The organism is Streptomyces sp. NPDC043908 (genome assembly GCF_056435525.1).
Genome location: NZ_JBWKEI010000009.1, coordinates 133,463 through 155,935, shown reverse-complemented (window position 1 = coordinate 155,935; position 22,473 = coordinate 133,463). Strand labels below are relative to the sequence as shown.

At 73.3% G+C, this 22,473-nt stretch carries 16 protein-coding genes and 1 tRNA gene; 5 read left to right on the top strand and 12 right to left on the bottom strand.

The features are described 5' to 3' along the window. Positions 1-115: 115 nt before the first annotated feature. Positions 116-1,654, bottom strand: a complete 1,539-nt coding sequence (locus AC069K_RS20935; RefSeq protein ID WP_478618389.1) for an MFS transporter — start codon at positions 1,652-1,654, stop codon at positions 116-118. A 63-nt stretch (positions 1,655-1,717) separates the two neighbouring features. Here AC069K_RS20935 and AC069K_RS20930 point away from each other — a divergent pair, with 63 nt between their 5' ends. Further along, positions 1,718-2,698 (top strand): helix-turn-helix transcriptional regulator, encoded by a 981-nt coding sequence (locus AC069K_RS20930; RefSeq protein WP_478618386.1) that lies wholly within the window; start codon positions 1,718-1,720, stop codon positions 2,696-2,698. Between the two features lie 261 nt (positions 2,699-2,959). Here AC069K_RS20930 and AC069K_RS20925 read toward each other — a convergent pair whose 3' ends face one another. After that, positions 2,960-3,955, bottom strand: coding sequence for a sigma-70 family RNA polymerase sigma factor (locus tag AC069K_RS20925; protein ID WP_358836066.1), 996 nt, complete (start codon positions 3,953-3,955; stop codon positions 2,960-2,962). 445 nt (positions 3,956-4,400) lie between these two features. On the opposite strand from AC069K_RS20925, the gene AC069K_RS20920 reads away from it, so the two are divergent. Continuing rightward, positions 4,401-4,913: a MarR family winged helix-turn-helix transcriptional regulator gene (locus tag AC069K_RS20920; protein WP_358836067.1), complete on the top strand. Its 513-nt coding sequence runs from the start codon at positions 4,401-4,403 to the stop codon at positions 4,911-4,913. 69 nt (positions 4,914-4,982) lie between these two features. On the opposite strand, the gene AC069K_RS20915 is transcribed toward AC069K_RS20920, so the two are convergent. Next, the gene (locus tag AC069K_RS20915) at positions 4,983-6,524 is read right to left on the bottom strand and encodes an MFS transporter (protein ID WP_358836068.1); all 1,542 of its coding nucleotides are present in this window, start codon (positions 6,522-6,524) and stop codon (positions 4,983-4,985) included. A gap of 122 nt (positions 6,525-6,646) precedes the next feature. Further along, positions 6,647-7,303 carry a TetR/AcrR family transcriptional regulator gene (locus AC069K_RS20910; protein ID WP_358836069.1) on the bottom strand — a complete coding sequence of 219 codons (657 nt, stop codon included), beginning with the start codon at positions 7,301-7,303 and terminating at the stop codon, positions 6,647-6,649. A gap of 270 nt (positions 7,304-7,573) precedes the next feature. Between AC069K_RS20910 and AC069K_RS20905 the strand changes: the two genes are divergently transcribed. Continuing rightward, positions 7,574-8,881, top strand: coding sequence for a M6 family metalloprotease domain-containing protein (locus tag AC069K_RS20905; protein ID WP_478618379.1), 1,308 nt, complete (start codon positions 7,574-7,576; stop codon positions 8,879-8,881). Positions 8,882-9,330: 449 nt separating this feature from the next. Here the strand turns inward: AC069K_RS20905 and AC069K_RS20900 are convergent, their stop codons facing one another. From AC069K_RS20900 to AC069K_RS20885, 4 genes are all read right to left on the bottom strand, one after another. Further along, complete coding sequence (locus AC069K_RS20900) at positions 9,331-11,001, bottom strand: class I adenylate-forming enzyme family protein (RefSeq protein ID WP_478618376.1); 1,671 nt, start codon at positions 10,999-11,001, stop codon at positions 9,331-9,333. A gap of 59 nt (positions 11,002-11,060) precedes the next feature. After that, the gene (locus tag AC069K_RS20895; protein WP_478618373.1) at positions 11,061-13,106 is read right to left on the bottom strand and encodes an anthranilate synthase family protein; all 2,046 of its coding nucleotides are present in this window, start codon (positions 13,104-13,106) and stop codon (positions 11,061-11,063) included. Then, on the bottom strand, positions 13,103-13,762 hold the full coding sequence (locus AC069K_RS20890; protein ID WP_358837026.1) for an isochorismatase family protein: 660 nt from the start codon (positions 13,760-13,762) through the stop codon (positions 13,103-13,105). The genes AC069K_RS20895 and AC069K_RS20890 overlap by 4 nt, the downstream gene beginning before the upstream one ends. 109 nt (positions 13,763-13,871) lie before the next feature. Further along, positions 13,872-15,044 carry a 3-deoxy-7-phosphoheptulonate synthase gene (locus AC069K_RS20885; protein WP_478618369.1) on the bottom strand — a complete coding sequence of 391 codons (1,173 nt, stop codon included), beginning with the start codon at positions 15,042-15,044 and terminating at the stop codon, positions 13,872-13,874. Between the two features lie 410 nt (positions 15,045-15,454). Here AC069K_RS20885 and AC069K_RS20880 point away from each other — a divergent pair, with 410 nt between their 5' ends. Then, positions 15,455-16,705: an IS701 family transposase gene (locus AC069K_RS20880; RefSeq protein WP_478618744.1), complete on the top strand. Its 1,251-nt coding sequence runs from the start codon at positions 15,455-15,457 to the stop codon at positions 16,703-16,705. On the opposite strand, the gene AC069K_RS20875 is transcribed toward AC069K_RS20880, so the two are convergent. From AC069K_RS20875 to AC069K_RS20860, 4 genes are all read right to left on the bottom strand, one after another. Continuing rightward, entirely contained in the window at positions 16,684-18,651 is a 1,968-nt protein-coding gene (locus AC069K_RS20875) for a helix-turn-helix domain-containing protein (protein ID WP_478618366.1), read from the bottom strand. The two genes, AC069K_RS20880 and AC069K_RS20875, sit on opposite strands and share 22 nt — an antisense overlap. 275 nt (positions 18,652-18,926) lie before the next feature. After that, entirely contained in the window at positions 18,927-19,760 is an 834-nt protein-coding gene (locus AC069K_RS20870) for a PhzF family phenazine biosynthesis protein (RefSeq protein ID WP_478618363.1), read from the bottom strand. A gap of 42 nt (positions 19,761-19,802) precedes the next feature. Continuing rightward, positions 19,803-20,294 carry a PhzA/PhzB family protein gene (locus tag AC069K_RS20865; protein ID WP_478618360.1) on the bottom strand — a complete coding sequence of 164 codons (492 nt, stop codon included), beginning with the start codon at positions 20,292-20,294 and terminating at the stop codon, positions 19,803-19,805. A gap of 241 nt (positions 20,295-20,535) precedes the next feature. Further along, positions 20,536-21,672 (bottom strand): glycosyltransferase family 39 protein, encoded by a 1,137-nt coding sequence (locus AC069K_RS20860; protein WP_478618358.1) that lies wholly within the window; start codon positions 21,670-21,672, stop codon positions 20,536-20,538. Positions 21,673-22,192: 520 nt separating this feature from the next. On the opposite strand from AC069K_RS20860, the gene AC069K_RS20855 reads away from it, so the two are divergent. Next, positions 22,193-22,268 (top strand) — tRNA-Arg (locus AC069K_RS20855). Positions 22,269-22,473 lie beyond the last annotated feature (205 nt).

The following is a 22,473-nucleotide window of genomic DNA, read 5'->3' as shown; positions in this document are numbered from 1 at the left end:
CGGGCCGGGTGGAGGTCTCTCCACCCGGCCCGGCGTCGTCGTGGCCTCACCGGCCCGGCGTCGTCGTGGCGTTACCCACCCGCGGCGCCGGGGCGATACCCGTTCGCCCGCGCTGTCACGGCGTCAGCGCCGGCTCCTTGGCGACGTCGTCGGACGGCTCCGCGTCCGCGCCGCCCTCCAGGTGCTGCTTGGGCCGGGCCGGCAGCAGGAACATCCCGATGAAGATCAGCGCGCAGACGCCCGCCACGACCCACAGCGAGCGCTGGAAGGCGTCCGAGAAGGCCGGGCCGATCTCGGCGAACGGCAGGTCGTCGTCGATCGCGCCGAAGAAGACCACCGAGACCAGGCCGAGGCCCAGCGCGTTGCCCATCTGCTGCACGGTGTTGATCAGGCCGGACGCGGAGCCCGCGTGCTCCTGCGGGACCTCGGAGAGGACCGCGTCGGTGAGCGGGGCGACGATCAGGCCCATGCCGACGCCGAGGACCACCAGCGGCAGCGCCATCTGCCAGGACTCGATGTCCATCCCGTAGTGGCGCGCCTCCCAGATGTAGATGAGCAGGCCGAGGGCGGTCACCAGCGCGCCCGCCTGGAGCACCTTGCGGCCGAACCTGGGCACCAGCGACTGGACGGACATGCCCGCCGCGGCCGACATGGCGATGGAGAACGGGATACCGGTCAGACCGGCCCGCAGCGCGCTCCAGCCGAGGCCTATCTGCATGTACAGCGTCCAGACCAGGAAGAAGATGCCCATGGCGAGGCCGAACGTCATCTGCACCGCGATGCCCGCCGCGAAGCTCTTCACCCGGAACAGCGAGAGCTCCACCAGCGGCGAGCCGTCCTTGCGCGCCTTGACCCGCTCGTACGCCACCAGCGCGCCGAAGACGACGAGGCTGCCTGCCATCGAGAGGTGGCCCCACAGCGGCCAGCCCAGCTCGCGGCCGCGGGTCAGCGGGTAGAGCAGCATCAGCAGACCGAGGGTGACCAGCGCGACGCCCACCAGGTCGAGCTTGAGGGCCTTGGGTGCCTTGGACTCGGTGATGAACTTGGCGCCCAGGACCAGACCGGCGACACCGACGGGCAGGTTGATCAGGAAGATCGGCCGCCACTCCAGCCCGAACAGGTTCCACTCGGTCAGCAGCGCGCCCAGGATCGGGCCGGAGACCGCGCCCAGGCCGATGACCGCGCCGAACATGCCGAACACCTTGCCGCGCTCCTCGGCCGGGAAGGTGGCGTGGATGATCGACAGGACCTGCGGCACCATCAGGGAGGCCATCGCCCCCTGGAGGATGCGGGAGGCGACCAGCATCTCGGGGTTGGCGGCGAGGCCGCAGAGCGCCGAGGCGATGGTGAAGCCCGTCATGCCGATGAGGAAGAGCTTCTTGCGGCCGTGGATGTCACCGAGGCGGCCACCGGTGATCAGACCGGCGGCGAAGGCCAGGGCGTATCCCGCGGTGATCCACTGGATCGAGGCGAAGGTCGCCCCGGTGTCCTTCTGGATCGAAGGGATCGCTACGTTGACGATCGTGACATCGACCAGGTCCATGAAGGCCGCGGTCATCACGATGGCCAGGGCGAACCACCGTCGGCGGTCGTTCACGGCGGCCGCTGTGCCGGGGGCCGCGGCTTCTGGAGGTGTGGGCGTGGTGGAGGTCATGGAAAAGAAGCTAGACCCTATGTAGGTCAGTCCGCGTCCTAATTTTCCCGCATCCTGGGTCTCATGACGGACACCCCGGCTCGGCTGCTCCAGCTCCTCTCCCTGCTCCAGACGCCCCGCGAATGGCCCGGCGGCGAACTCGCCGAGCGCCTCGGCGTCTCGCGACGCACGGTCCGCCGTGACGTGGACCGGCTGCGCGAGCTGGGCTATCCCGTCCAGGCGACCCTGGGCGCCGACGGCGGGTACCGGCTGGTGGCCGGGAAGGCGATGCCGCCGCTGGTCCTCGACGACGAGGAGGCGGTGGCCATCGCGGTCGGGCTGCGGGCGGGCGCGGGGCACGCGGTCGACGGGGTGGAGGAGGCGTCGGTACGGGCGCTGGCCAAGCTGGAGCAGGTGCTGCCGTCCCGGCTGCGGCACCGGGTCGCCACCCTCCAGGCCGCCACGATGCCGCTGACCGGGCCGTGGCGCGGCGACGGGGCGAGCGTCGACCCGCACACGCTGACCGTGATGGCCTCGGCCGTCACCGGGACGGAGCGGCTCCGCTTCGACTACCGCAAGGGCGACGGCAGCGAGTCGCGCCGCATGGTCGAGCCGTACCGGCTGGTGTCGACGGGACGGCGCTGGTACCTCGTCGCGTACGACATCGAGCGCGAGGACTGGCGTACGTTCCGGGTCGACCGGGTGGCCTCCCCCTTCGCGACGGGGTCGCGGTTCGCGCCCCGGGAGCTGCCCGCGCAGGACGCGGCGGAGTTCGTGAGCCGGTCGCTGTCGCGGATGCAGCCAGAGCTGGACCTGGACGTGACGTTCGAGGCGCCCGCCGACTTCGTGACGGCGCGGCTCACCGCGTCGATGGGGGCGCCGGTGCCGCTCGGCCCGGCGCGGTGCCGGCTGCGGGCGCGGGTGACGGAGTCGCTGGAGTGGGTGGCGATCCGGCTGGCGCTGGTGGACTGCGAGTTCGCGGTGGAGTCACCGGGGGCGCTGACGGACTATCTGGCGGATCTGGGAGCCCGGCTCACCCGGGCGGCGGGGCCCCAGCCCGAGTAGCCCCGAGGTCACGGGGGCCCGACCCTGGGCAGCCTGACCCCAGCCCGAGTAGCCCCGAGGTCACGGGGGCCCGACCCTGGGCAGGGAGGCGCCCGGCCGCAGCCGAGCAGTCCCTCGCTGCCCCGGGCCCCACCCCGGCACGGAGGAACCCCGGCCGCAGCCCGAACAGGCCCCGAGCCTCGCCCCGGGCAGGGGGGAGCCCCCGGCACCCGGGGGGGGTGCCGGGGGCTCGTCTTGGGGGGGGTGGGCCTGGGCGGATCGTTACGCCGCCGCGTCGAAGCCCGTGTCCCGTGCCATCTTCTTCAGTTCCAGCAGGGCGTGCTTCTCGATCTGGCGGATGCGCTCGCGGGTCAGGCCGTGCTCCTTGCCGACCTCCGTCAGCGTGCGCTCGCGGCCGTCGTCGATTCCGTACCGCATCTTGATGATCGAGGCGGTGCGCTGGTCGAGCTTGCCGATCAGGTCGTCGAGCTCCTCGCTGCGCAGCAGCGTGAGCACCGACTGCTCGGGGGAGATCGCCGAGGTGTCCTCCAGGAGGTCCCCGAACTGGGTCTCGCCCTGGTCGTCCACCGCCATGTTGAGCGAGACCGGGTCGCGCGCCCAGTCCAGGACGTCGGCCACGCGCTCCGGGGTGGAGCCCAGCTCCGCGGCCACCTCGGCGGCCTCCGGGTCCCTGCCGTTCTCCCGGTTGAACTCGCGCTGGACGCGGCGGATACGGCCCAGCTCCTCCACCAGGTGGACGGGGAGGCGGATGGTGCGGGACTGGTCGGCTATCGAGCGCGTGATGGCCTGGCGGATCCACCAGGTCGCGTACGTCGAGAACTTGAAGCCCTTGGCGTAGTCGAACTTCTCCACCGCGCGGACCAGGCCCGCGTTGCCCTCCTGGATCAGGTCGAGCAGCGGCAGACCGGCCCTCGGATAGCGCCGGGCCACGGCGACGACGAGGCGGAGGTTGGAGCGGATGAAGAGGTCCTTGGCCCGGTCACCTGCGGCGACCAGGGCTTCGAGCTCCTCGCGGGAGGCGCCGCCGGCCTTGCTCTCCACCTCTCCGTCGAGGATCTGGCGTGCGTAGACCCCTGCCTCGATGGTCTGGGAGAGCTCGACCTCCTTGGCGGCGTCGAGCAGCGGCGTCCGCGCGATCTCGTCGAGGTACATCCCGACCAGGTCGCGGTCGGCGATCTCGCCGCTGACGGCGCGAACACTGCTCCCCGACTCGGATCCGCTGCTTGCGGTCCGGCGGGCGACGGCGCGGGTTGCCATGCGTGCTCCCTTGCTGTGTAGGTCGCGACACCCTCCCGGGTGCCCTGCATCCGATGGAAACAACGGCTGGAATCCGGACAGAATTCCCGTCCGGACCATCGATTTCCGGATCATGCAGTACCCTGTGCCGCCACCAGTGCCGCACGGATGCTGCGGGAACGTACAGAGGCGCAGGTCAGGCCCGGTGCCGGAGTCTTCGACCCCGGACCGTGAGCGCCGCCCCGGTGAGACCGGCGTCACATCCGAAACAGTTGCCTTCACCTCGGAAGAGCCCTCCCCGTTTCCGTTCTCTCCCACCGTGAAGACGACCCGCGCCGCCTCCTGGTTGCTCAGGATGTCCAGACTGCCCTGGTTCCCTGGTACCCCTCTCGGCCCAACAGCAACGGGGTGGGGGAAAGGAGCGGACAGGTGGTATCTTGTTCAACTTTCAAGAAGCGCCGGTACAGTGGAATCCATGACCACCACCCCCGCCGAGGAGCCGCGCTGGCTCAGCGACGACGAGCAGCGCACCTGGCGTGCCTACCTCCACGCCACCACGCTTCTGGAAGACCATCTCGACCGCCAGCTCCAGCGGGACGCCGGGATGCCGCACATCTACTACGGGCTGCTCATCCAGCTCTCCGAGGCTCCCCGGCGGCGGCTGCGGATGACCGAGCTGGCCATCGGCGCCAAGATCACCCGCTCCCGGCTCTCGCACGCGATCGCGCGGCTGGAGAAGAACGGCTGGGTGCGGCGCGAGGACTGCCCCTCCGACAAGCGCGGCCAGTTCGCGGCGCTCACCGACGAGGGCTTCGAGGTCCTGGAGCGCACCGCGCCGGGCCACGTGGCCGCCGTGCGCCAGGCGATGTTCGACCGGCTCACGCCCGAACAGGCCGAGCAGCTCGGGCAGATCATGCGAGTGATCGCCGAGGGCCTCCAGCCCAAGGACGCGGGAGCGGACCTGCCCTGGCTCCGCTGAGCCGGACAGGTCCGCGTCTGGTGTGTGCTCTGCTTCCCGCTTACGCGTCCCCCACGTAGGCGGTCGGCGTCAGTGGGCGATCACCGGCACCCGGATCTCGTCCTCGGCGCCCTCGCCGTCACCGGAGCCGGTGAGCGAACCGGTGTCGGGGCGGCCGGTGTTGATGAAGGTGACCGCGATCGCCGAGGCGACCACCAGGATGCCGACCGCCCACCAGATGGCACTGGTGAAGCCGTGCACCATCGCCTGGAGCTTCAGCAGCTCCACGCTCTTGGCACCGGCGGCGTGCGAGGTGGCGTACGCCGTGGTGGCGGAGGCGGCGATGGTGTTCAGCAGGGCCGTACCGATGGCGCCGCCCACCTGCTGCGAGGTGTTGACCATGGCGGAGGCGACACCCGCGTCACGCGGCTCGACCCCGATGGTGGCCAGCGACATGGCCGGCATGAACGCGGTGCCCATGCCCAGGCCGAGCAGCAGCTGCGCCGGCAGGATCAGCCCGGCGTAGGAGGTGTCGATCTGGAGCTGGGTGAGGATCAGCATGCCGATGCCGGCGGTCAGGAAGCCGGGGCCCATCAGCAGGCGCGGCGGCACCCGGGTCATCAGCCGGGCACCGATCTGGGTGGATCCGGTGATCATGCCCGCGATCATCGGCAGGAACGCGAAGCCGGTCTTGACCGGCGAGTAGCCCTTCACGACCTGGAGGTAGTACGTCAGGAAGAGGAAGAGGCCGAACATCGCGATGATCGCGAGGCCGAGGGAGAGGTAGACCCCGCCCCGGTTGCGGTTGGTGATGACGCGCAGCGGCAGCAGCGGGTGCTTGACCCGGGCCTCGGTGGCGACGAACCCGGCCAGCAGCACGACGGCCGCGACGAACATCGTCACCGTCAGCGTGTCCGACCAGCCGGCCGACTCGGCGCGGGTGAAGCCGTAGACCAGCGCGACCAGGCCGAGGGTGGACAGGACCACGCCCGGGACGTCCAGCGGCGAGCGGTTGCGGGTGCCGGAGGGCTCGCGGATCACGAAGTAGGCACCGGCAGCAGCGACGATCGCGAACGGGATGTTGACGAAGAAGGTCCAGCGCCAGTTCAGGTACTCGGTGAGGAAGCCGCCGAGGATGAGACCGACGGCGCCGCCGCCACCGGCGATCGCGCCGTAGATGCCGAACGCCTTGGCGCGCTCCTTGGCGTCGGTGAACATCACCGCGAGCAGGGAGAGCGCGGCGGGCGCGAGCAGCGCGCCGAACGCGCCCTGGAGCGCGCGGGAGCCGAGCAGCATGGCCTGGCCGGTGGCCGCGCCGCCGAGCGCGGAGGCCGCGGCGAAGCCGAGCAGACCGACGACGAAGGTGCGCTTGCGTCCCCAGAGGTCGGCTATACGGCCGCCGAAGAGCAGCAGACCGCCGAAGGCGAGGGCGTAGGCCGTGATGACCCACTGCTTGTTGCCGTCGGAGATGCCCAGGTCGGTCTGGGCGGAGGGCAGGGCGATGTTCACGATCGTCGCGTCGAGCACGACCATCAGCTGGGCGAGCGCGATGAAGGCGAGGGCCTTCCAGCGACTGGGGTCAGGAGCGAGGTCCTGGGGCTCGTGCTGGCGAGCCTCGACGGTTTTCGACATGGGTGTAGCCACCTTGGGACGTGATGGTGCGATGAGCAGAGTGCGTTGTGCGAAGTACGTGCTGGGGTCTGGGTACTCAGGGCTGGTGCGCGGAGCGGACTCGCCGCCCGGACGCGGGTCGGTCAGGGCTGGCTGAGGTCCTGCATGGTCGCCGCCGTCCCCGGCAGCTCGGACCGCGCCGGGGCCATGAGCCCGTCGAGGAAGAGCTGGAGATGGCGGTGGACGAACCGGTCCATGTTCGGGCACGCGGTGCCCGGCAGCGGCCGGGTGAGCTGGGTGAGGGCGACCATCAGATCGCCCACGTCGACGTCGTCGCGCAACTGGCCGCTGCGCCGGGCCCGCGCCATCAGGACCCTCACGGCCCCGTCGAGGCGTTCCCGGGCGGCGTTCAGCTCCGGCACGTCCTTGTCGAAGCTCTCGGAGAGCATCGGGCACAGGGCACCGATGCGCTCGTCGGCCGCGTTGAAGACGAACCGGCGCAGCGCGGCGAAGGCGTCGGGCTCCTCGGCGGTCGCGGTCTCCGCGGCCACCGCCCCCCGCTCCATGACCGCGAGCACCACGCTGGTGATCAGCTCGGTGCGGTCGCGGAAGTGCCGGTAGAGCGTGGCGTTGCCGATGCCCGCGCGTTTGGCGATCTCGTCGAGCGGCACCATGGCGCCCTCCTCGACGAACATCTCGCGCGCGGCCGTGATGATCCGCTCCCGGTTGCGCAGGGCGTCGGCCCGCGGCCGCGGGGCGCGACGGGGCTCCGCTGCGGTGCTCGGGGTGGCGGTGGACACGGCGTGCTCCTTCTGCTGCGTACGAAGTCGTCGTCCGGACCGGAACCGGGGAGGCTCTCCCCGTTTCGGCGGGACACAGGTGCAAACGGGGAAACGCTCCCCGGTTATTTCCGGCTCCGGGCCCTGTTTCCTGTGACCTGAGTCACACCTTCCGGGCCGGAAAACCACACGCCCGGCCCACCCAGCGCGCGCCCCCGACACGCCCGACACAGGGTGATCGCACGAGCGCAGCCCGGAGCGGCCGGCTGCCGTGGGCGAAGGCGAGTGCGCATGGAGGAGTCCGGCAGACAGCGCCGTCGGATACCCGGCGGGCCGCGCGACCCGCGCCGCCGCCGCACCGTCGCGGGCGCGGCCCTCGCCGCCGCCGTGCTCGCCTCGATGACCGCGGGCAGCACCACCCTGATGCCCCCCTTGCGGGCGTCGGCCGGCCCGGTGGCCACCGGCGGCGAGACCGCGCTCGCCCCGTGCCGGATCAACGCCACTCTCGGGGTGCAGATGTCGGAGGGCCTGCCCACCCCGCCCGGCTACACCCACTCCACGGGCACGATCCGCGCCCTGACCCTGATGGTCGACTTCCCGGACGCGCAGGGCACCGAGTCCGCGCTGAGCCGGTACGCGGAGTTCTTCCCCCAGACCACCCAGTGGTTCCGCACCGCCTCCTACGGACGGCTCGACTACCGCCCCGACGCCCCCCTCCCGCAGTGGCTGCGGATGCCGCAGTCCTTCGCCGCGTACGGCATAGAACGCGGCTCGCCGTACGAGCCGGGCTACCGGCGGCTGGTCAAGGACATCGTGGCGGCGGCCGACTCCCGGGTGAACTTCGCGGCGTACGACCTGGTGAACATCCTGATGTCGCCGAACGCGGGGCCGTCCGCGCTGGACACCGTGCTGTCGGTGACGTTCTCCGGGAACGAGGACGCGCCGCTCGCGGACGGCGTCCCGCTCTCCAACACGTCCTTCGTCTACAGCCGCCAGGACGACGGGTCCGGCTCGTACCGCGAGACGGGCTACCGGGTGCTGCCGCACGAGAACGGCCATGTCTTCGGGCTGCCCGACCTCTACACGCCCGAGGGCGGGGGCGCGGTCGGCCACTGGGACATCATGTCCGAGGACTGGGGCGCCAACAACGACCTGCTCGGCTGGCACAAGTGGAAGCTGGGGTGGCTGGACAACGCGCAGGTGGGGTGCGCGGCGGGGGCCGGGGCCACCGAGTACCTGCTGACCCCGCTGGCCGCTCCCGGGACGGGCCGCAAGCTGGTGTTCGTACCCCTGTCGGACGAGAGCGGATACGCGGTGGAGGTGCGGACGCGGACCGGGAACGACGAGGCGGTGTGCAAGCCGGGGGTGCTGGTGTACCGCGTCAGTACGGACGTCGACACCGGGCGCGGGCCGATCACCGTCGCCGACAGCGCGAAGGACAGCGGGGGGTGTACGCGGCGGCCCAATGTCCACGCGGAGCTGTCCGACGCGCCCTTCGCCTCCGGGGAGACGTTCACGGACCGGGAGCGGGGGGTGCGGGTGTCGGTCCTGGGGGCGGACGAGCTGGGGAACTACCGCGTGCGGGTCACCCGGGGGTGAGGATCCCTGACCCCCGGGAGGACCCCCACCCCGCCCCTCCCCGAAAGCCCTCGGGCGGGCGGCCGGAACTTTCGTGCCTGTGGCCCGTGCCCAGCCGATGGCGCACTTCCCCGCGCCCCTTATCGGCCCGGACTTCGTCTGCGGGTCGGCGTCGGTTGCTCGCGCAGTTCCCCGCGCCCCTAGGGGGTTGCCCGCAGCCGGAACAGTTGGCTGAGCCACAGGCTTCCACCGGAACGGTTTGGCTCAGCCACAAGCCTTTAGGGGCGCGGGGAACTGCGCGACCATCCACCCACCGGCCCGCAGACGAAGGCCGACGTTTCAGGGGCGCGGGGAACTGCGCGACCAGCCACCCACCGGCCCGCAGACGAAGGCCGACGTTTCAGGGGCGCGGGGAACTGCGCGGCCGGGCGCCCACGGGCCGCAGCCGGGGCGGCCGCCCTCGGGGGTTCTCAGCCCCGCAGCCAGCCCTCCACCTCCGCCCGCAGCTCCCGCTTCAGCACCTTCCCCGTCGCGTTGCGCGGCAGCGGTCCCGTCCGGGCCAGCACGTGCGCGGGCACCTTGTACGCGGCCAGGACCCGCGCCGCGTACGCCCGCAGCTCCTCCGGCGCGACCGGCGAGGCCACCCGCACCACCGCCGCCACCTCCTCGCCCAGCTCCGCGTGCGCCACCCCCACCACCGCCGCGTCCAGCACCGCCGGATGGCCGTGGAGGACGGACTCGACCTCCACGCAGTAGACGTTCTCGCCGCCCCGGATCACCATGTCCTTGATCCGGTCGACCACCGCGATCCGGCCGTCCCGCGCCACCGCGAGGTCACCGGTCCTGAACCAGCCGCCGACGAAGGCGCGTGCGGTGGCGTCGGGGTCGTTCCAGTAGCCCCGTACGTTCGCCTGGGCGCGCAGCCACAGCTCGCCGACCTCGCCCTCGGGCACGTCGGCGCCGTCCTCGCCGACGACCCGCACCTCGGTGGTGGGCGTCGGGCGGCCCACGCTGTCCGGCCACCGCCGGTACTCCGCGCCGAAGTTGGCCAGCACGCCCCCGCTGGTCTCGGTCAGCCCGTATCCGTTGCGCGGCTCCATCCGCTCCCCGTACCGCGCGGTGAGCCGTTCCACCAGGGTGGGCGGCGCGGTGGAGCCGCCGGTGTTGAACATCCGCAGCGACTCCATCGGGTCGCCCGCCCGCTCGGCCTCGTCGAGGAGCTGGAGGGCGGTGGTGGGGACGCCCGCGTAGTGCGTCACGCCGTGCTCGCGGATCAGGGCGAGGGCCCGGCCCGCGTCCCACGCGCGCATCATGACCAGGGTGCCGCCCGCGCCCATCACCGAGTAGAAGCCGCTGAACCCCGCGACGTGGAAGAACGGATAGGTGACCAGGGACACCGGCGCGGGCCCCTGCCCCGGCACCAGGCCCCGGCCGAGCGCGGAGGCCGCCGCGTGGAAGCGGGGGTTCATTGCCGCCCCCGCCTGAGCGAGGTGCGTGGCCACGGCCCCCTTGGGGCGGCCGGTGGTGCCGGAGGTGTAGATGATCGTGGCGTCGTCGTCCGGCGACACCGTGACGTCCGGCGGCCCGGCCGCCGGGTCGGGCGCGCCCAGGTCCTCGTACGCCTCGAAGCCCGGCGGAGGCGCGCCCGCGCCCCGGAAGACGATGCCCCGCACCCCCGCCGCGCGTGCCCAGTCCGCGACCCGCTCCGCCCGCTCCCCGTCCACGAGCAGCACGCCGGGCGCGCAGTCGTCGAGCGCGTACCCCAGCTCGGACGCGGTCCACCAGGCGTTCAGCGGCACCGCCACCAGCCCGGCGAGCTGGGTGGCCCAGAACGCGATCTGCCACTCGGGGAGGTTGCGCATCGCCACCGCCGCGCGGTCGCCCCGGCGCAGCCCGTACTCCTCCACCAGCCGCCGGGCCAGCGCAGAGGCCGCCGCGAAGAACTCCCCGTAGGTGTACGTGCCGCTCTCCGCCACGAGGAAGGGCCGGTCCCCGTACGCCCAGGTGACCTCCACGAACTCGCGCAGGGTCCGCGGGCCCCCGGTGTAGAGGAGCACCCCGTCCGGCCCCCGCTCGACGGCGAAGGGCGCCCCGGGCGCGGTCAGGAGCGCTTCGGCGGCGGCGGGGGTGTACGGCGGCACGAGGGCCCTCCTTGGCGGCGGGTGCGGGGCGCGGGGCTCCTCGTAACATAGACGCCGCCTCAGCCCGGCAGGAGGCCGCCCGGGCTGGAGCGGACCACCGCCGTCAGCGCCTCGGCGAGGACGCGTACGCCGTCCTCGGTGAGCACCGACTCGGCGTGGAACTGCATCGAGGCGAACCCGGGGCCGCGCAGCGCGTGCACCTCACCGGTGTCCGCGTCGCGGCTGACCGCGATGACGCCGTACTCGGGGTGGGTGAGCTTGTCGTCGGCGCTGCGGGCGGCGAACGTGTTGTAGAAACCGACCCGCTCGTACGCGCCGAAGAGGTCGATCTCCTTCTGGACGCCCTGGTTCGGGGTCTCGCGCCGGGCCAGGCCGAGGCCGAGGAGGGTGGCGAGGACCTGGTGGCTGAGGCAGACCGCGACGAACGGGCGCCGCTCGTCGAGGAGCCGGGTCACGGCCGCCCGCAGATGGGCGATCTTGGGGTGGCCGGTCTCCCGGGGGTCACCGGGGCCGGGACCCATGACGACCAGGTCGTGGCCCTCGAAACCGTACGGCTCGTCGAAGCGGCGGACCGTCACCTCAAGCCCCAGGGAGGCCAGTTGGTGGCCGATCATCGCGGTGAAGGTGTCCTCCGCGTCGACGATCAGCACCCGGCGCCCGGCCAGCTCCTCGACGGGCGCGGCCCGCCGGGCGGGGTCGCGCAGCCAGAAGCGGGCGATACGGTCGTTGCGCCGCTCCAGCGCCTCGCGCACCCGCGGGTGCGCGGCGAACCGTCCGGCACCGGCCGCGCCGGGAGCGGCGGGTTCGTCCGCGTCCAGGGCGGCGAGGAGCCCCGCGGCCTTCGCCCGGGTCTCGGCGACCTCGCTCAGCGGGTCGGAGTGGCGCACCAGGGTCGCGCCGACGCCGATGCCGATCCGCCCCTCGGCGCTGATGTCGGTGGTACGGATGAGGATGGCGGAGTCCAGGGTGCGCCCGCCGTGCGCGTCGCGGCCGATGAGGGCCATGACCCCGCTGTAGTAGCCGCGCCCCTCCGGCTCGTACCGGGTGATCACCTTGCAGGCGCTCTCCAGCGGGCTGCCCGTGACGGTGGGGGCGAACATCGTCTCGCGCAGGATGTCGCGCACGTCGTGGGAGGTGCGGCCCTCGATGACGTACTCGGTGTGGGCGAGGCGCCCCATCTCCTTGAGGTACGGGCCGACGACCCGGCCCCCGCCCTCGCAGATCCGCGCCATCATCTTGAGCTCCTCGTCGACGACCATGTAGAGCTCGTCCGCCTCCTTGCGGTCGGCCAGGAAGGCCATCACGCCGGGCAGGTCGGGGCCGGCCGCCGGGTAGCGGTAGGTGCCGCTGACCGGGTTCATCACGGCGGTGCCCCCGTGCAGGCTGACATGGCGTTCGGGGCTCGCGCCGACGAAGGTGCGCCCGCCGGTGTGCACCAGGAACGTCCAGTACGCGCCGGACTCCCGCTCCACCAGCCGCCGGAAGAACGACAGCGCGCTGTGCGGGGTGTACGGCGTGATGTCCGCGACGAACGCGCGCTTGACGACGAAGTTGGCGCCCTCCCCGGTGCCGATCTCGCGCTCGACGACCTCGCGCACGATCGCGGCGTAGTTGTCGTCGTCCACGTCGAAGCGGCCGCCGGTGAGGACGACCGGCTCGTCGGGCAGCCGCCGCAGGGCCTCGGCCAGCGGCAGGGTGCCCTGCTCGGCCACGGACATCACGAGCAGCGGCTCGCCGTCGTCGGTGCCGGCGAAGCCGCGCTCGACGATCTGCCGGTACGGCACGACCGCCAGCACCTCGTGACGGGCGCCCGGCCCGGCGGGCGCCCCGGGCACCGGGATCGCGGCCAGCGTGTCGACGGCGCCGACCTCCCCGAGCAGCACCTCCAGGACGTCCCGGCCCACCGTCTCGGGCCGGTGCAGCAGGGCGTACGCGGCGGGGGCGCGGTCCAGCACACGGCCGAGCAGGTCGCGGTCCAGCGGGTCATGGCCCAGCGGGTCGCGGTCCAGCGGGTCATGGCCCAGCGGGTCGCGGTCCAGCGGCTCCCGTCTCAGCCGGTCCGGGCCCGGCCGGTCCCCGTCCGCCGGGAGGCGGCCGTCGCTCATCGGTGCGCCCCGTCCACGGGGGCGAGTTCGGCGAGGACCGCCTTGGTGGTGGTGACCACCGCGCAGCGCCCGGCCGCGTACTCCAGGGCGAGGCGGTGGTGACGCTCGGCGAAGTCCGCGACCGCGTCCGCGACGAGGAAGGGCTGGATGTCGTGGGTGAACGCCTCCACCGCCGTCATCAGCACGCCCACGTGCGCGTACACCCCGCAGAGCACCAGCTGGTCGCGGCCGGCCGTGCGCATCCGCTCCAGCAGGTCCGACCGGAAGAACGCGCTGTAGCGCCACTTGGTGAACAGCCAGTCGTCCGGGCCGGGTTCCAGCTCGTCGACGATCTGGCGGTCCTCCGGGGTGACCCGCATGCCCGGGCCCCAGAAGTCCTTCAGCAGCCCGCGCTCCCGCTCGCTCATCCCGCCCGGCTGGGCGGTGTAGGCGACCGGGATGCCCGCGGCGGCGCAGCTCTCGCGCAGCAGCACGGTGTTGCGCAGCAGGGGGCCGCCGGGCGACTGGTCCGCCGGCAGCGGCCGCAGGAAGTAGCGCTGCATGTCGTGGACGAGGAGCACCGCCCGGGCGGGATCGACCGTCCAGGGCGCGGTGTTCGCGGGGAGGTCGCCCTCGGCGGGCATCGGATACGGGTCGATGGTGGGCAGGCCCGCCATGAAGGATCCTTTCGCTGTGCCGGTACGGGTGCGCGGTCGGACTCGGCGTGCGTACGTTCACGGCGTACGTTCACGGCGTACGTCCAGGGGCGGGGCGGCCGGGCCGGGGTCAGCCGAGCCAGGCCGAGGCCACCGCGACCGCCTGGCGCGGGTTGAGCCGCGGGTCGCAGAAGCTCGTGTACTTGTCGCCGACCTCGTGCAGCCGGTCCTGGTCGGTGACGCACTCGGTGACGTCGTCGGGGGTGGTCTCCAGATGGATGCCGCCGGCGGTGCCGCCCGCCGTGGTGACCGCCCGGTGGAACTCCACGACCTCGCGGACGACCGTCTTCACCAGCCGCGTCTTGAGCCCGTCGGGGCCGGCGACGGTGTTGCCGTGCATCGGGTCGGTCAGCCAGATCACCGGGTGACCCGCCGCGCGCACCGCCGCCACCAGCGCCGGAAGCCGCTCCCCCACGGTGTCCGCGCCCATCCGGGCGATGAGCGTGAGGCGGCCGGGCTCCCGGCCGGGGTCGAGCCGCTCGCACAGCGCCAGCAGGTCCGCCGAGGTCGTCGACGGGCCGACCTTGCAGGCCACCGGGTTGGCGACGGCCGCGAGCAGCGCCACATGGGCGCCGTCGAGCCGCCGGGTGCGCTCGCCGACCCACGGCCAGTGGGTGGAGGTGAGCAGCGGCCGGCCGTCGTCCCGGGCGCGCAGCAGCGGCAGTTCGTAGTCGAGCAGCAGCGCCTCGTGGCTCGTCCACACCGGCGCCTCGTGCCGCGCCCCGCGCCCCGGGCCGCTCCAGCCGAGCAGCTCCAGGATGCCGCGCGCCGCCCGGTAGCCGGTCAGCATCCGGGTGGGGTCGGGCCGGCGCAGCTCGGGGTCCGGCTCGGGATCGTTGACCATGTGGCCCCGGTAGACGGGGAGTTCGACCCCGGCGACCGTCTCGGTCGGGCGGGAGCGCGGCTTGGCGTACTGGCCGGCCAGCCGTCCCACCCGCAGCACCGGCTTGTGCGAGGTCATCCGCATGACCCCGGCGAGCACGTCGAGCAGCCCCGCCTTGCGGGCCACGTCCCCGTGGCCGCTCTCCGCCCAGTCCTCCGCGCAGTCGCCGCACTGCACGACCTGGACCCGCCCGGCGGCGACCTCGGCCAGCCGCCCGCGGAGCCGGTCCACGTCATCCGCCTCGACGAGCGGCGGCAGCCCGGCGAGCTCCCGCCGTACGCGGACGAGCTCGGGGTGGCCCTGCCAGTCCGGTTGCTGCACCGCGGGCAACGAGCGGAGGAACGTGTGGACGCTGTTCACCTGAAGCCTCCCTGCGTGGCGTGGCACCGCTCACCCGAGGGGCGGATCAGGAAGCGGCCGGACGCCGACTCTCGCGGACCGCGGGAGGAAAACCGAAGGGCGTGGCGTGGACTCCGTGACGTCCGCGCCGGACCTGGGCCGGACTTGACGGAGTGTCCGTCCCGTACGGGCGGGGGGAGAGACAGCCGTGCCCCGCCGCCGGACCCCGGTGGCGCAGTCACCACCGGGGCGCACGGTAGCGCGTGGCGTCCCGCGCGGAACCGGTGCGCGGACGGGCCGGCAGTGGCGAGCCACCCACGCGGCGGCGCGACGGGGTGCCCCGTGCACCTCGCCCCTCCCTCCGGCCCCGGCCATGGTCGAAGGGGTGGCTCCGACCGGCCGCCCAGAGCTTCCAGGGGGTTTCCGTGAGCATGCCCGCCGGCCGTACGAGGCCCGTCCGGTACCGTCCCGCCGCCGCGTCGCACCGCACCTCGCCCGCGGTGATGTACGAGCGGGAGTTCATGCTCAGGGACCTGAGCAGCACGCTCTTCGCGTCCCTGCCCCGGCGGGACCAGCGCCACAAGGGCGAGCAGTACCTGCGCGGGCTGCTCACGGCCAGGGGACGCCGCTCCATCCGCAACGTGGCGGCCTGCCTGGGCGATCCCACCCTGGAGCAGACCCTCCACCACTTCATCTGCAACTCCACCTGGGAGTGGCGCCCGGTGCGCGAGGCGCTGGCCTGCTGGGTCGGCCACCTCATCGCCCCGCGCGCCTGGGTGGTGCGGCAGACCCCGATCCCCAAGTCCGGCAGCCACTCGGTGGGCGTGGGCCGCGGCTTCGACCTGCACCGCAACCAGATGTTCCACGGCCAGCAGGCCTTCGGGGTGTGGTGCGCCTCCCCCGAGGCGGCGGCGCCGGTGAACTGGCGGCTGGTCCTGCCGGAGCGGCGGGGCGGGGGCGGCGAGGGTAGCGCCCCGGGCGCGCCCGGCGGAAGGTCCCGCGGCCACACCGGTGAGACGCCCGAGGAGTGCGCCACCACCGCCGCCCTGGACTTCGCGGACCTGCGCGGCGCCCCGCTGCTGCCCGTGGTGCTCGACCTGCCCGCACGCGACCCGGACGCCGTCGTACGGCGGTTCGCCGCGGCCGGGGTGCCGGTGCTCGTACGCGTCGGGCCGGGCGCCCTGTTCACCGTGGAGGAGCCCGCCCCGGCCGGGTTCGCGGCGGGCGCGCTGCCCGCGCACCGCATCCTCGACTCGGTCCGGGGCCGCCGCCAGCGCGTCGGCGCGTTCGCCCCGGACGCCCCCGCGGGCGTACGGCACGCCACCGCGGTCAAGGTACGGGTGGGGCTGCCGGGCGGGACGCCGGTGCCCCGGGACGCCCGCGAGGGGGCTCTGGCGCTGCTCGGGGAGTGGCGGGAGCCGCACGGGACGCCGAGCGGGCTGTGGCTGACCAACATGGGCGGGGTGCCCGCCGCCACGCTGCTGGGCCTGACCCGGCTGACCGACCGGGTCGGCCGGGACTTCGCTGAGCACGGGGACCGGGCGGGGCTGCGGGACTTCGAGGGGCGCTCCCTGCGGGGCTGGCACTGCCACATGACGCTCGCCTCGGCCGCCCACGCCCTCCAGGTCCTGGCCGCGGCGCGGCGCGGACGGGAGGAGGGCTACGTCCCCAAGGTGTCCTGAGATCCGTCGGCGCCCTCCCGCCGGCCGGGCAGCGCCTCGCGCCTGCGGCGCAGTACGTCCCGGGCGCGCAGCAGCCGTAACGCCAGCTGGGCCTCGGTGGCGCGCTCGGGCCGCTGCCAGCCGGGGCCGAGCAGCTCGGTGATGCGTTCCAGGCGTCGGGTGACCGTGTTGGGGTGGACGTGCAGACCGCCCGCCGCGCGGGTGGGGCTGCTGCCCGCCGCGAAGTACGCCTCCAGCGTCTCCGCCAGCCGCGTCATGCGCTCGGCGTCGTGGTCGAGCACCGGCCCGAGGACCGAGGCGACGAACCCGTCGACGTCCTGGTCGTCGGAGAGCAGCAGCCCGAGGAAGCCCAGGTCGTCGAGGGAGGCGGCGCTGCCCGCACCGTCCAGCGCCAGCAGCGCGTCGAAGCAGCGCCGGGCCTCCTGGTACACCCGGGCCACGGAGGGAAGCGAGTCGGCGGGGCCCGCCGAGGCCACCGTGACGGGCCCGGTGAGCAGCGGCGACAGCTCGCCGGAGACCGCGCGGGCGGCGGCCGAGGCGTCGGCGCCGGGCAGCAGCAGCACCACGCCGCCCTCGTCCGCCTTCATCAGCCCCGAGCCGCGGTAGGCGTACGAGGAGGCCCACACCACCGCCTTGCCGTGCTCCTCGCCCTCCGGCCGGACCACCACCACGACGTGCGGCGCGTCCGGGTCGAGGCCCACTTGCCTTGCCTGGCGGGCGAGTTGGTCCGGCGCCTGGGCGGCGGCGGTGAGCAGGGCGTCGAAGAACTCCTCGCGCGGCGGCCCCTCCGCCGCGGCCGTGCTGCGCCGCACCGCGAACAGCAGCGCCACCGCCTGCCCCACGAAGCCGAGGAAGGCCCGCTCGTCCTCGGTGGGCTCCCACGCGGCCCGCAGCAGCACCAGGCCGGGCTCCTCGCCCGCGCCGACGGGGGCCGCCCACACGCCCGGGGCGACCTGGACCGGGCCGCCCGCCGCGTGCGTCTCCAGGGCCGCCTCCCGTATCCGCGCCTCGTCGAGGTCCGGCGCCTGACCCGCGCCGGCGAGGACGCGCCCGCACCCATCGCTCACCAGGAGCCCGGCGCCGAGCGCCGCGGCGGCGGCCTTGGCCAGCTCGTGCGGATCCGCGCCGCCCAGTACCAGCGCGGCCAGCTCCGCCCGGGCGTCGGCGAGCCGCCGCAGCCGCGCGATGGCGGCGTCCGCGCGCACACCCGCCGACTCCAGCGCGACGATTTCCTTGCGGGAGCGGTCGAGCAGCCGGGCCTTCTCCAGGGCGACCGCGGCGAAGTCCGCCAGGTACCGCATGACGCTGATCTCGTCCGGGGTGAAGTGCCGCACCACCCGGTCCGCCCCGTACAACGCCCCTATGGATACGCCCCCCTGACGGATCGGCACCACCATGACGGCGTGCAGCCCCTCGGCCCGGACCATCGCGTCGAGCTGCTCGCCGTGCGGGATGCGGTCGTCGTTGAGGTAGTCGGAGGTCCAGGAGGGCGCGCCGGTCTCGTGCGCCAGCTCCCCGAGGCCACGGCTCTTCTCGACGACCAGCCCCACGTTGAGCGAGGTGGTGTCGCCGTCCGAACTGTGCACGTACGAACCGCCGCCCGGCGTCCGCAGACTGATGTACGCCATGTCGAACCCGAGCAGCCGTCGGGCGCGGCTGGTGATGACCTCCAGCAGGCTGTCGGGGTCGTAGGGGATCGTCATGTCGTGGACGGTGTTGACCAGATCGGCCATCACCGACTCCCGCTGGCGGCGCTGCTGGCCGGAGGCCTGGATCTTCAGGGCGAGCATGGTCGCCCTTTCCAGTTCCTCCAGCGGCGCGGAGGGCAGCTTCTCGCGGCGGGCGCGGTCGAGCAGCTCCTGGAAGTGCGCGGGCGGCGCATCGACGGCGAGCAGTTCCAGAACGGCCAGTGCCGGGGAATCCGATAACGCCTTGCCGTCCGCCATTGCCGCCGCCCCCCATAGGCTCGGAACAGGGCGCGAGCCCCCATCGAACCTACGTTCCCGGGTAGGGCGGGTCAAGGCCGGGTCAAAGGGGCTGACCAGGGCGGGGAGGCGGGGCTTGAGCGGGGCGCGAGGGGGGCGCCCGGGGGGCGCGGGGCGGGGTTGCCGGGCGGGGGCGGGCGGCGCGGCCGGGCGGTGATCGGCGCGGCCGGGCGGTGGTCGGTGCAGCGGGAGCCTCCCACGTAGCGGAAGCCTCCCCACACGTAGCGGGAGCCTCCCTACACGTAGATCGTGCCGTGGGCGAGAACCGCCCCGTGACCGCCGACGTGCACCGCGACGACCTCCTCCCCCTCCCCCTCGACGTTCGCGTACATCGGGGACGGGCGGCCCATCTCGACGCCCTGGAGGATCTCCAGGTCCTGCCCGTAGGAGGCGAGGCCGTGGCGTGCCAGGTGGATGGCGACGGGCCCGGCGGCGGAGCCGGTCGCCGCGTCCTCGACGACGCCGTACGCCGGCGAGAACATCCGCGAGCGCCAGTGCGTGCCGGAGCCCGCGAAGCAGTACGCCGACATGTCGGGGAAGGCGCGCAGCGCGTTGTGGTCCGGGGTCAGCGCGGAGAGCGCGGCGACGCTCTCCAGGCCGACGAGCACGTGCCGGGGCCCGTTGCGGTACGCCTCGACGGGCGTGACGGACGCGTCGAGCCCGAGGGCGGCGAGCAGCGCCCCGGCGTGCTCGTACGGCTCCCAGACGGGCACGGGCTGCGCCATCCGTACGGAAGTGGCGTCGTCGCCGTGGACCAGCTCGAAGGGGATCGCGCCCATGGCGGTCTCCAGGACGAGCCGGTCGGCCTTGCGCGGGCGGCCGATGGCGACCGCCGTACCGAGGATCGGATGCCCGGCGAACGGCAGCTCGTTGACCGGCGTGAAGATCCGTACGCGCGCGTGGCCGCCGTGCCGGGCGGGAAGCACGAAGGTGCACTCGGAGAGGTTCATCTCCTTGGCGATCCGCTGCATCACCTCGGCGGGCAGGTCCCCGGCGTCGAAGAAGACGGCGACGGGGTTGCCTTCGAGCGGGGTGCGGGCGAAGGCGTCCACGACGGTGTACTCATGCATGGAACGGGGTCTCCTGGGGGGCGCGGGTACCGGGGGCCGGGCTCAGGTGGGGATGCCCTCGCGCTTGACCACGGGGACGGGGATGCCCAGGGCGCGGAGCTGCTGGTTCGGGTTCATGAACTCCCGTTGCAGCTTGATCTTCCCGTTCTCGAACTCGAAGGAGTGGAGGAAGTGATTCCGGTAGTACCCCTCGGGGTAGCCGGGGAAGAGGATCTTCCCTTCGCCGTCGCACTCCACCCAGAACCGGTTCGGGTCCTGCGTCTCGAAGATCTCGACGTTGATCCACGCCCAGTCGGGGAAGCACTTCAGCGACCACACCGCGTGCTCACCGAGGGTGTCGCGCCCGCGGATGGCGATGGGCTCACCGGTGTCGGTGGTCCACAGCCCGCCGACCCCGTCCTCCGTGAACAGCAGGTGCCGCCGGAGCCGGTCCTCGCCACGGCAGTTCATGTACTGCTCGACCACGGCCCGATTGCTCCGCCGCACCTCCGCGTGGTCGTCCTGGAACGTATGCGGCCGGGTGGTCTCGGACATCGCGCGATCCTCCAAGTGCTGCGTCGACGGGTGCGCTGCGAGCGGCTTCGGCCTCGCGTACGTACCGGGGGACCCGGGGCCGTACCGCACCGCGACCCTGTGCCGGGGCGGGCCGCGTCGGCAACCGCGCGCGGGGGACTTTGGCAGGTGCGGCGGAGACCGGGGGCGGACCTGACGGAGTACGGGCCCGGGGCGGACCTGACGGAGTACGGGCCCGGGCCGGAGCTGCGAGGGCGGCCGACTACGGCGAGTGGGTCCAGACCATGGTCAGGTACCCGCTGTAGAAGGCGGAGGCGAGGGCGGCTCCGGTGAGCGTGCACCACACGGTCGTCCGGCGGGCGCGGGCCATCGCGGTGGCGAGGGGGAAGAGGAGGGGGAAGGCCGGGAGCAGGAAGCGGGCCTTGGCGTGGAAGAAGCCCGCCCCGCCGACGGCTATGAGGACGAGGGCGCCGGCGTAGACCCAGATCACCAGGGGCGGGCGGCGCAGGGCCAGGACGGCGAGCAGGATGACGGCGGTGACCACGGTCGCGGCGGCCACGACGTAGTCGAGGGTGAGGGTGGGGAGGGTGAACAGGTCGCGCAGGCGCTGGGCGGTGAAGACGCCGCCGTCGAAGGTCGAGCCCCATTGGCGCTGTTCGACGAAGTACCCGTCCCAGCTGCCCATGCGGCGCCCGACCCAGACGACGAAGGCGCCCCAGCCGAGGGGTGCCAGGGCTATCGCACCGTACAGCCGTGCGGTGGGGCGGCGCGGCGCGCGTCTGCCCCGGGCGGGCAGGAGCTGCGGGGTACGCCTGCCTCCTGCGGGCAGCAGCTGCCACGCGGCGCTGAGCGCGACGGCGGCGATGACGGCGAGACCCGAGGGGCGGGTGGCGCCGGCGAGGAGCGCCAGTGCCCCGGCGGTGAGCCAGGCCCGGCACAGCACCGCGTACAGGGCCCAGGCGGCGAGCGCGGTGAACACGGGCTCGGTGTAGGCCATGGACTGGACGAGGGCGTGGGGCACGACGGCGTACAGGGCGACCGCGAACAGGGCGACCCGCGCGTCGTACAGCTTCTCGGCGACGGCGAAGATCCCCCAGGCCGCGAGGAGCGAGGCGGCCAGGGCGACGAGCCAGGCCGACCAGCCGGCCGGGAGCCCGGTGACGGCGGAAGTGACCCGTATCAGGGCGGGGTAGAAGGGGAAGAAGGCGAGCTTGCAGGTGGGGCCGCCGAGACCGCAGCCGGGCACCATCGGGCTGGTGTAGCCGTGCTGGGCGATGTTCAGATAGAAGACCGAGTCCCACCGGGTCGCCAGCACCTCGTGCAGCCCCAGCCCCTTGCGGTGCCCCCAGACACCCACCACGCCTATGCCCGCCAGGCGCAACGCGATGTGGAGCAGCAACGCGGTCCGCGCCCGCCGCCAGGAGTCGCGTACGGCTTGGGGGGCGGTGCGGGGGCGGTGACCAGGTCCCTGACGATCGGGTCCCTGCTGGTCAGGCCCCTGGTGATCAGGGCCCTGCTGGCCAGGTCCCTGCTGGCCAGGCCGCCGCGCTGCCGCGTCGAGCGTGTCGGCCCATATGTGGGTGCCTGCCACGTTCCACTCCCCGTCCGCCTGAAGTACTCCGCCCAGGCGGAACCGCGTTCACGTTCACTGTTACGGGGAGACACCGTACAGACCGCGTGCCGGGGCCCCGCCGCACGGTCGCCGTCACACCCTCCCCCCGGCAGACGGGTCCGTTGCACCGGCCCCCTGACCGGGCTCCCCCAGCGCACGGCATCTCCCCGTACGCCGAGCACGCCACCCGCTACACTGGCGGCGGCGATCAGTCGCTCGTCCGGTTGATCACCCATCTGTCCGAACGTGTCAAGGAACGGGATCGCGTCCGCGATCGGGTCTTCGACACGAGGGCCGACAGATCCCCGCCTCCGTAGCTCAGGGGATAGAGCACCGCTCTCCTAAAGCGGGTGTCGCAGGTTCGAATCCTGCCGGGGGCACCAGTGCTACCAGCCACTACGTGGCAAAGGGCCGGATCGGGACACCTTTCCCGATCTGGCCCTTCACGTAGCTCCCGTTCTGCCTACGGTCTCACCCGTGCTGAAAACGGTCTCCCCCCAGATTTGATCTACCAAATATCGACCCGCCGATCTTGATGCCGCCGCGGGTCGGGGCCGCATCCAATGGACCAGCACCCGCCCCCGGGTG